The sequence below is a fragment of the Clostridium sp. genome (genome assembly GCF_036569345.1).
Lineage (GTDB): Bacteria > Bacillota > Clostridia > Clostridiales > Clostridiaceae > Clostridium_AD.
This window is the reverse complement of sequence record NZ_DATCQT010000133.1, coordinates 1-7,789: the sequence shown is the minus strand read 5'-3', so window position 1 is coordinate 7,789 and position 7,789 is coordinate 1. Positions and strand designations below refer to the sequence as shown.

The 7,789-nt window shown below is 30.0% G+C and carries 9 protein-coding genes; 7 read left to right on the top strand and 2 right to left on the bottom strand.

What is annotated here, in order from left to right:
• The first annotated feature begins 170 nt into the window (after nucleotides 1-170).
• The 4 genes from VIM70_RS12770 to VIM70_RS12755 all read left to right on the top strand — a co-directional run bounded on the left by VIM70_RS12770 (nucleotide 171) and on the right by VIM70_RS12755 (nucleotide 3,243).
• Nucleotides 171-1,163 (top strand): ADP-ribosylglycohydrolase family protein, encoded by a 993-nt coding sequence (locus tag VIM70_RS12770; protein WP_331946148.1) that lies wholly within the window; start codon nucleotides 171-173, stop codon nucleotides 1,161-1,163.
• Between the two features lie 25 nt (nucleotides 1,164-1,188).
• Nucleotides 1,189-1,689, top strand: a complete 501-nt coding sequence (locus tag VIM70_RS12765) for a GNAT family protein (protein ID WP_331946147.1) — start codon at nucleotides 1,189-1,191, stop codon at nucleotides 1,687-1,689.
• Nucleotides 1,690-1,891: 202 nt separating this feature from the next.
• Nucleotides 1,892-2,677: an enoyl-CoA hydratase-related protein gene (locus tag VIM70_RS12760; protein WP_331946146.1), complete on the top strand. Its 786-nt coding sequence runs from the start codon at nucleotides 1,892-1,894 to the stop codon at nucleotides 2,675-2,677.
• Between the two features lie 212 nt (nucleotides 2,678-2,889).
• A complete protein-coding gene (locus VIM70_RS12755; RefSeq protein WP_331946145.1) occupies nucleotides 2,890-3,243 on the top strand; it encodes a hypothetical protein in 354 nt (117 codons plus the stop codon).
• Nucleotides 3,244-3,391: 148 nt separating this feature from the next.
• Here VIM70_RS12755 and VIM70_RS12750 read toward each other — a convergent pair whose 3' ends face one another.
• Nucleotides 3,392-3,706, bottom strand: coding sequence for a hypothetical protein (locus VIM70_RS12750; protein WP_331946144.1), 315 nt, complete (start codon nucleotides 3,704-3,706; stop codon nucleotides 3,392-3,394).
• Between the two features lie 382 nt (nucleotides 3,707-4,088).
• Here VIM70_RS12750 and VIM70_RS12745 point away from each other — a divergent pair, with 382 nt between their 5' ends.
• Both VIM70_RS12745 and VIM70_RS12740 read left to right on the top strand, forming a co-directional pair.
• Nucleotides 4,089-4,952, top strand: a complete 864-nt coding sequence (locus VIM70_RS12745) for an ABC transporter ATP-binding protein (RefSeq protein WP_331946143.1) — start codon at nucleotides 4,089-4,091, stop codon at nucleotides 4,950-4,952.
• Nucleotides 4,921-5,565, top strand: coding sequence for an ABC transporter permease (locus tag VIM70_RS12740; protein ID WP_331946142.1), 645 nt, complete (start codon nucleotides 4,921-4,923; stop codon nucleotides 5,563-5,565). Before VIM70_RS12745 ends, VIM70_RS12740 begins: the two co-directional genes overlap by 32 nt.
• On the opposite strand, the gene VIM70_RS12735 is transcribed toward VIM70_RS12740, so the two are convergent.
• A complete protein-coding gene (locus VIM70_RS12735) occupies nucleotides 5,539-6,993 on the bottom strand; it encodes an MBL fold metallo-hydrolase (RefSeq protein WP_331946141.1) in 1,455 nt (484 codons plus the stop codon). The genes VIM70_RS12740 and VIM70_RS12735 overlap by 27 nt on opposite strands.
• Before the next feature lie 321 nt (nucleotides 6,994-7,314).
• On the opposite strand from VIM70_RS12735, the gene VIM70_RS12730 reads away from it, so the two are divergent.
• Nucleotides 7,315-7,686, top strand: a complete 372-nt coding sequence (locus VIM70_RS12730; RefSeq protein ID WP_333783848.1) for a maltose acetyltransferase domain-containing protein — start codon at nucleotides 7,315-7,317, stop codon at nucleotides 7,684-7,686.
• Nucleotides 7,687-7,789: the final 103 nt, after the last annotated feature.

Sequence of the window (7,789 nt, the reverse complement as noted above, 5' to 3'; positions counted from 1 at the left end):
AAATAAATAGGTAATGCTACGAATAGCATGAATTATCTAGGCTATCCGTACAATATATAGCACGAAAAAATTTTGAGGTGAAGTTGATTTTTGAGCAAAAATGAATCAAGAGTTAGCAATGCCTTAAGAGTTTCCGAGAGTACACTTAAAAATATGAAAGAGGTGAGATAATGAAAAACAATATATTAAATGGGATAATGGGCTCATGTGTTGCTGATGCTTTAGGTGTTCCAGTTGAATTTGAAAATAGAGAAACGCTTAGGGAAAACCCTGTAATTAATATGCGATCCTATGGTACTCATAATCAGGTTGCAGGGACATGGTCTGATGATACAAGTATGACATTATGTCTTATAGATAGCCTTTCTAAGGGGCTCGATTACGATGATATAATGACAAAATTTATAAAGTGGATTAATAACGGAGATTACGCTGCACATGGACATATTTTTGATGTAGGAAATGTTACGAGAAAAGCATTGTTTTGTTTTGAAAGAGGAACAACTCCTTTAGAGTGCGGTGGACTTAGTGATAATGATAACGGCAATGGATCACTTATGAGAATTTTGCCTATTTTATTTTATCTACAATCTATTTATGGAACAAAAATCACTGAATATAATAAAGCCATGGACATAATTCACAATGTTTCATCACTTACTCATGCACATAAACGCAGCTTAATTGCGTGTGGCATATACATATCCATTGCTAATATGCTAACAGTGGATAAGGACCTTGAGTCAGCAGTGGAAATGGGCATCTATAATGCAATAGAATATTATAAAAAACATGATGAGTTTGCAAATGAACTGCTTTATTATAAACGACTCAGTAATAAGACGTTTTCTAAAATACCTCTTAAAAATATTAAAAGCAGTGGATATGTAGTTGATACACTTGAAGCTTCTATTTGGTGTTTACTGAATACAAAAAACTATAGGGATTGTATTCTTATGGCAGTTAATCTTGGTGCAGATACTGATACAGTTGCTGCAGTTGCAGGAGGCCTTGCGGGGATATATTACGGTTATGAAAGCATTCCAAAAGAATGGATTTGTGTAATAGCCAAACGTGATTATATAGAAGGACTTTGCAATCAGCTATATGTAGATCTCAAAATAACGGGACAGATTAGCAATTTATTAATAGACCTACAGTAAATAATTTATATAATAGGGGGTAAATATGATCCGCTTAAGACCATATAAATTAAATGATTCTGAATACATTTTAAAGTGGATTAACAATGAGTTTACTTTTACACAATGGTGTGCAGATAAATTTACATATCCATTAACTAAGAAGCAATTAAATGAGTATTATCAAAAATATGAAGAAGATGATAATGGGTGGATAATGACAGCTCTTAATGAAGGAGGAACACCAGTCGGCCATTTTTTAATGCGTATGGCAGATTACCAAAATGAAAGCATCCACTTAGGATTTATTATTGTAGATTCACAAATCCGAGGACAGGGATATGGAAAAGAGATGGTATCTTTAGCCATAAGATATGCTTTTGACATATTAAAGGTAAAGAGAGTTACTTTGGGCGTATTTGATAATAATCTTTCTGCTCATTTTTGTTACAAAGCAACAGGAATTGTAGACGAGAAATATCGTGAAGGTATCTTCCCATATGGAAATGACAAATGGGGAATTTATGATATGGCAATAGAAAAATAATAAAATGTTATGCATGTAAATATAAAATCCAATAGGTGGGAATATTTCTTCGTTACAAAAGATTCAAACGGACAGTGTGCAATATTTCAATGAAGATATTTTGACATTATCAGATAATGAACTCTTCATTGATTTAGGGGCTTATAAAGGGGATACTATGTTAGTTTAGAAATTATTTTATCAAATTATAAGGAGTAATAGGATGAGTTACGAAAAAGTTATTTTTAATTATGACAATGGTATTGCAAAAATTACACTCAATAGCAAAGAAAATTTAAATGCGTTTGATTATTCTTTGGTATCAGAGGTAAATATGGCGTTGGATGAATGTGCAAATAATCCAGCAATAAGAGTAGTAATATTAAATGGTGTTGGAAAAGGGTTTAGCGGTGGTGGAGATATTGGTGCAATGAATAAAGCTATAGACGAAGGACAAGGGTTTGGTGAATTAATTCAAAAAGCTGCAGAATTAGCGGTAAAAATTAAAAAACTTCCTAAGCCTGTAATCGCTTCAGTACATGGTCCAGTTGCTGGAGCCGGATTTAATGTTGCAATTGCATGTGATCTTTGCATCGCAGCTGAAAATGCTCTGTTTATACAAGCATTTGTAAATATAGGACTTATACCTGATACGGGCGGAGTATATCTATTAACAAGAGCTGTAGGAGTATCAAAAGCTTCTGAACTGGCTTTGACAGGAAAAAGATTATCTGCAAAAGAAGCATTTGGCTTGGGAATAGTAACCGAGGTGTGTTCAATTGAGGAACTTGATGAGAAAACAAATAGGCTCGCATTGAAAATGGCAAACGGTCCGGCTGTTGCTTATAAAAATATTAAAGAGTTAATTTACAAAGCTCAATTTTCTGATTTTGAAGAATATATAAAAGAAGAAGTGAAAGCTCAGATAGAATGTAGCAAAACAGAAGATATTAAGGAAGGATTAAAAGCTTTCTTAGAAAAAAGAAAACCTAATTATTTAGGAAGATAACTAAATATAATTTTTGAAATATTCACAAGATATTCTTATTGGGGTCTAGTTTTGATAGATAATTGTATTAGTATGTTGTATAGTTAAGTAAGGATATAATTGTAAAATTTAACAAATTTAATAAACTAAACTTAAATGTATTAGTTGAGAACTTTTCATCCAATATACACGTCTAATGTTTAAGAAAGAAAAATGGAGGTGAATTAACATTTATGAAAAAATGGATAAGACTTATACCTTTAATATTATTAGTATTTAGCATTATGGTTGGTTGTGGAAATAAAGACAGTTCAATTATTAACAAAAAAGATGTTCGAGAAATTGTGTGGACCCAACTTTCAAAAGTAGAACAAAATGAAATTATCGGTACTTGGAAAGATGGAAAAATAGAAAAAAGTATCGCTAAAAAAGATTCAACTACTTTTACGCTTGAAGATAAAAATCTTGATGGTAAAGAAGTATATCTAATTACGTTCAAATCAAAAAAAGAACCTTTAATTGGAAATATACAAAAGTTGGTGGATATCAAAAGTAATAAGATTGTCGGAACTGCGTTCAGAGAGTAAGTATTAGTTTTCAAAAGGGGTACTATTATGAGAATGCTGTGCATACCCTTTGATACCAACATATTAACCATATTTTTAGTGGCGGTTAAAGTAGCATTATCCAAAGAAAGAATAGAAATTTTATTAAACTCACTCTACCAGATATAGTCTACTTTATATCCAAGTCTTTTGCCTTTTGAACATCTTCTAGCGGAACTTGTATTTCCATAATATTATTAAATACAGCAATACTTCTAATCATTTCTCCTTTAATAAAATATCTTATTTCCCCATAATCTAAAATTGACTTAACAATAGGTATTATAGAAAAGTCCATTGTTTCTGCTATAGTAACAAGTTCTGAGTACTTAGATTCTTCACTTTGCAATTCATCACTTGGTAATTCTTCAACCAATTCGATTTTACAGTCTGAACAGAAATTAAATCCCTCTCTATATTCACATTTACATTTTGGACAAAACATTTTTATACCCCCTTTAAATTTTAATTTGTAAAAAAATACAAAATCAATGCAATTCTATATAAATTATACCATATTATGAATATTCAAACATAAGAATGTTTATATAGCAAATATTTTCATTTCCAATTAATGAAGTAAACAAAGTAAACATTTCCAATAAATTACACTTTAATCAATATAAATATTATGTATATAATGGTATAATTTACTTAAAAACTAAATTCCATTGGTATTATCTTATGATGATATTTACGTAGCATAATATTATTATTGTTATTATAAAGTAATTGTTGTATACAGGGGGTAAACATGAAATCAATTTTGTTAGTAGATAAGTTTTCAAAAAATTACGGAGATTTTAAGGCTATAGATAATGTAAGCTTTGAGGGTATCCTCTGGTGAAATATTTGCATTATTAGGACCTAATGGAGCAGGTAAAACAAGTACGTTAGAATGTATTGAAGGAATTAGAAAAGTTAGTGGCGGTAAAATTTTAATTAATGGAATAAGTCCAGAAAAAGATTATAAGAAGATAGCTAAAATATTAGGAGTTCAATTACAAGCATCCTCGCTACCTGAAATGATAACCGTTGAAGAAGCAATTAAAATGTTTTCATTATATCTCGGCAATAAGATAAGATTTGATCTGATTGAAAGATTTAATTTAACTTGTAAACGTAAAACTCAGTTTAGAAATTTGTCTACAGGAGAACAAAGAAAATTGGTACTGGCTATTGCTTTGTCCAATAATCCTAAACTCCTAATTCTTGATGAACCTACGGCTGGACTTGATGTATATACAAGGGTTGAACTTCATAATGTTATGAGAGAAGAAAAACAAAAGGGAACTGCCATATTACTTGCCTCACATGATATGAATGAAGCTGAAGAATTAGCTGACAGGGTATCAATTTTATGTAAAGGTAGGATAGTGGCAGAAGGTACGCCTAATGACATTATTACCTCAGGGAATAATGTCGTAAAAATACTTGTAAAAACAAGAGATAATTCATTAATCAAACTAGATTTAAAACAAATTATCGCAAATAAAGAAAATAAGGATTATGTAATTTTCAAATGTCTGGACATTGAGAAAACTCTAACAGATATTTTAACTTATATTAAAGCTAATAATGATAAATTAGTAGATATTATCATTGAAAAGGCTACTTTAGAGGAAAGATTTATAGATATTACAAGTCGGGAGGAAAATTATGAAAGCAGTATTAAATCATTTAGAATTTGAATTTAAAAGTGGAGTAAGAGATAAGTCTTTACTGCTAATGAATTATTTATTCCCATTGGCATTTTATTTTATGATGTCAATAATTATGCCCAACATTAACAAGAACTTTAATGATACTATAATACCCTCGATGATAGTCTTTACAATAACGGTTAGTACCCTATTAGGAATGCCTAATCCAATAGTATCATCCAGGGAAAAAGGGATTTACAGAAGCTACAAGATATATGGAGTAGACTCAAAAGCTGTATTATTTATACCAGTTATTACAACTGCTATTCATATCACAATAGTTTCAATAATTATAATAATAACAGGTGTAACTATGTTTCATGCGTCAATGCCACAAAATTATTTGGGATTTGTCATATCATATCTTATTATATTATTTTCATTTTTAGGGTTAGGAACATTATTGGGTGTTTGCTCTCCCAATAGTAGAATAACCGTACTTTTAGCCCAATTTATATTTATACCTTCAATGATACTTGGAGGCATTATGATGCCTTTAGATATTCTTTCTAAAAATATACAAAAAATATCTAATATTTTTCCATCAACACATTCAATGAACTTATTTAATAACCTATGTCCTCTTTGCTATAAAATCTAACCAAATTGGGTAAAAGTTTGAATTAAAGTGCAATCCATCACCTTTTCGTATACCTGATGAACTTACATCTATACTTGATGTATCTAAGAATGTTATTTTATTTGATGCTGCTAACCCTTTTATTATAGTATTACATGTTATTATTTCGCTGTTTCTTAATTTAGAACCAGTAGCAACTTTAAATATTGGCTCCACAATTATTTTTGATGTTGAATATTTCTTTTTTGCGGCTACTATTAAGTCACTATACTGCTTTTTAAAATCAGCCTCATTTAATTTAGCTACACCTAAATTATTTACGCCACAAGATATTATTACTCTTGTTGGTGCTTTAATAGTGGAGGCTACTAATAAGCTTTTTATAACTGTAACTGTTGCCCCACCTTTGGCTATTAATCTGCTTAAATCTATATACTTATATAGCGCCATACGTAAGGTTATAGAATCACCCACAAATACATCGTTTTTAAATATGATATTATAATTTACAGTATTAGGCGAAGTTACTGAATTAAAAGTTATGATATTACCATTACTAGTGGCAATAACAGTTCCACTCTCCTCAGTTCGGTATACAGAACTATTTTTTACTTTAAGTCTATCTTTGTTTTCTTTATGAGTTCCAACACTAACAACAGCATATTTGGGACTAACTTTATTTGAAAATCCTTGTGTAATAGAAGAATAGCTTCCATGTTGACCAACTTTCAATACGCCTGTTTTAAGATCGTAACCTTTTGATAACATCTCATTTCCCGATACATCTTTTGCATCTCCAGAAAATAAGAATGAATTATTTCCAAAAGTTACTTTAATAACTATAGATTCATTATTAACATCTTCGTATCCACTTCCACTAGGAGTTAATACAGTACATGTAGCTTTACCTAACTTAAAACTTTGCCCTGGCTTTGGCGCTGTAACTTTTAATCCTTTGCTCTTAATAGTATTATCTGCATTTTTAAACGTTTTAGTTGTTGTAGTCCTTTTAGGCATATATATTTTACCTGTTTGAAAGCTGTTTATTACGTAGTCTAATTTTCCGATATGGTCCTTATGAGGATGGGTTCTTACTAGAAAATCTAATTTGGTAATTCCTTGATTTGACATGTAACTTTTAACTATTTCTGAATCAGCATTGTTCCCTACATCTATTAACATAGAGCTTGAGCCTTGCTGTATTAAAATACTATCTGCTTGACTTACGTCTATATAAGAAACTTTAAAAATACCATTTACAGACCTTTTATCATTACTAATTGATGTTGCATTTTTCTTTTGATTAGGTGATTTCTTAGTTCTATTTGCATCTATTTTTTGAGGTTTCATTGTTGGTGTGGTATTTTTAGCTATACTTGAGCAGCCAATTAAGCTGAAAGTGAGCATTAATCCCAAAAGAAGACACAGATACTGTTTTATATTTCTCATTTTAAGCCCCCAGAATATCTTTTCTTACTTTATTTCAATAATAAAGTATTATACTTAAATTTTCATCACTTTTTAAAATACGTTGTTGCAAGTGATGTGCATTTATAATATACGTATACGTAATCTTTGTCAATGAAATTAATCCAAAGTTTAAATCAGAATTGACTGGCTGCAATGTACATCAGTTCTGGTTACCAATTTAAAGTAATAATGATATAATTAAAAAAGTGAGTAATGTAAAATTTGTAAATTCATGGTGATTATATAAAAAATAAAATTTGCATGATTAAAAAATACCACAGTAGGTTTGGAGGTTATCTTATGAATTTAGAAGAACAGAAACAATTTATTTTATCAGGTAAAATGTATAATGATTTATCGCAAGAACTAATTCAAGCAAGAGAAAATACGATATTTCTTACAAATGAATATAATAATAGTTTTGGTAGTCAGCAGTATGAAAGAAAGGAAATATTAAAAAGACTACTGAAAAGTATTGGAAAAGGAGTTCATTTTGAACCAACTTTTCGGTGTGAATTTGGTTTTAATATTACAATAGGAGATAATTTTTATGCCAATTTCGATTGCGTAATGTTAGATGGTGGAGAGATATACATAGGAAATAATGTTTTATTTGGACCACGAGTTGGAATTTATTGGTCCTCTGTCAAGAAAAAGTACAAATTAAAATGAGAAGGTTATGTTAGCAATTCACTAAACTTAAATTGCTATTGATATATTAAGTTTGTTTGCTTTCTCGTATTCCATTTCAAACTCATCAGGTGACATATAGTTA